Source organism: Methylotenera sp. (assembly GCF_030653755.1).
Lineage (GTDB): Bacteria > Pseudomonadota > Gammaproteobacteria > Burkholderiales > Methylophilaceae > Methylotenera.
The window spans coordinates 1-2,096 of record NZ_JAURYU010000043.1 but is presented as its reverse complement, the minus strand read 5'-3'; the positions used below and the strand labels follow the sequence as shown (position 1 = coordinate 2,096).

Sequence of the window (2,096 nt, the reverse complement as noted above, 5' to 3'; positions counted from 1 at the left end):
CTTCGCACCTATTCTGCGAATGTGTGGCGCGAGGCCATTGCCCTTAATAACGCCTTTAGACGTTTTACGGTCTGCGGATTTGAAAATCAAATTTCGAATTGCAGCGGGTGAAAAAGCGGGAACTGATTCAGATAACAAATTGACGGTTAGCCAGTTTGGTGTCGTTGTTTCGGGGTGCATATCAAATCCTTATAAAGTTGAGAACGCAGAACAAACCGCGATGACCTACGATATAAGAAAGTAAATATCACCTAAATCATTGAGACATAATCTCGCTGAAATTACATTTAATCTGTCTTATCATTTAGCAAATCATGATTGATAGCGTCGCTCATGCCCTCGATATGAGCTTTTCTTGTTTCGGGGTCAAGTGAATCAAGTCGCGCACACTGTTCATTTTTACTAATTCGATCTACTTCTATACGGTCAAGTGTTTTTCGTGTAATACCAACCTCCTTTGCAATACGATTTTTTACTGTGGCGGGGGAATGTTGCTTGGTGCGTTCTGATGTAATTGCTTCATCATTTAGGGTGAGCAGCTTCACGGCTTCTCTAATTTTCTTATAATCAGGTTTCACCCCAGTTTTGTTCGGTGATGTTTTCTTTAGCTCCTCCTTTAGCCGTTTTGTCCAAGAGGTGGGAATTTTTTTACCGTTATTCAGTGCTAGTAACCTTTTAGCAAAGTCATCTATTAGTTGCGAGGCTTGAGTGTCAATTGTTTGCATGTTGTTTTCCACCTAACCAAAAATCTTTTTATTCATGCGCTCTACCACGCTAGTCGTGTGGCCTTCGGATAAGTGGGCATAGCGTTGCACCATTGCCAGCGTTTTATGGCCTAGTATCTCGGCAATCTCGGCTAGTGTTGCACCATTCATAGCTAACTCACTGGCCGCGCTGTGTCTTAAATCGTGGAATCTGAAGTTTTCAATGCCAGCCTTTTTTAATGCGGCTATCCATGGCTTGCGAAGTTCGGCAGGATGATCAGGATTGTTGCCAGCAAATAATAATTTAGTATCAATGCGGCGTACTTTGTTGAGTTCTTTTAATACGTCTAATGCGTGACCTGTAATAGGTAAGGCTCTGCGTTCGCCATTCTTAGTTTCATGCAGAATTGCACGACCACGATTCAAGTCTATGTCATCCCATGTGAGATTCATTATCTCGCCTTGGCGTGCGCCTGTAGAAAGTGCCAGCACTGTTACTGCGTACATATAGGGGTTAGTAGATTGTTTGCAGGCGGCTAATAAGTTTGTGCGTTCCTCTTTACTTAAAAATCGCACAACACCGCGCGGCTCAGTAGGTTTGGTGACTTTACGCATAGGACTGTCGTCTATCCAGTGCTTTTCATTTACGCCATAGGTGAGGCATACAGATAATGCGGCAAGGTATCTAACTACGGTGGCGGGCGTTCTTTGTGTTTTATTGCGTACAAGTCCAATGCTTAATTTATCTCTACAGTCTGCTATTAGGGCAGGCGTAACGTCAGCAAGTGCATATAAGCCGATTTCATCCTTCCACCATAATAAGTGCGTCTCTTTATTTTTCGCATTCTTAGGCTTCTTAGGCAATTCAAATTTAATATATAGGTCTATCAGTTCACCAAGTGTATGGCGTTTAGCTTCGGCTTTTTTGAAGTGCCTACCTTCGCGCATAGCACTTTCTGTATCTTGCACCCATTTATTAGCATCGGTCTTTTTCTCAAAGGTTGCAGTTTCTACAGGGTGGCCTTTAAGTCTAATCTTTACGCGGTAGGATATATCGCCATTTTCACTTATACGCTTTTCAATACTTGCCATGATATGCACCTATGTTTTAACTGTAAGTAATACAATACAACAAGCCACAATAAATAGCAATACGGATATGCAATCCGAATGTCTTAATAATAATTACTATATAAAACAATAATATAAAATTAGTTTATTGATATATGGGACATTAGTGGGGCAAATAACATTAAATTTATGCGTTATTGATTAACTTTCAATCAAGTTTATACAAGGGTTTAATGCTTAGTAAATTTGGAATGTAACGATTGAATATGCCGCAGATGCTGGGGCAATTGTTGTGGCTTGTTTTCTGAAAATGTCCCACCA

At 40.8% G+C, this 2,096-nt stretch carries 2 protein-coding genes and 1 pseudogene; all 3 read right to left on the bottom strand.

Annotation, left to right across the window (positions count from 1 at the left end; translation table 11 throughout):
* Positions 1-180: pseudogene (locus Q7U33_RS07595) on the bottom strand (hypothetical protein); the annotation flags it as partial.
* Positions 181-287: 107 nt separating this feature from the next.
* Positions 288-725 (bottom strand): hypothetical protein, encoded by a 438-nt coding sequence (locus tag Q7U33_RS07590; RefSeq protein WP_304859332.1) that lies wholly within the window; start codon positions 723-725, stop codon positions 288-290.
* Positions 726-737: 12 nt separating this feature from the next.
* On the bottom strand, positions 738-1,796 hold the full coding sequence (locus tag Q7U33_RS07585) for a site-specific integrase (RefSeq protein WP_304859329.1): 1,059 nt from the start codon (positions 1,794-1,796) through the stop codon (positions 738-740).
* Positions 1,797-2,096 lie beyond the last annotated feature (300 nt).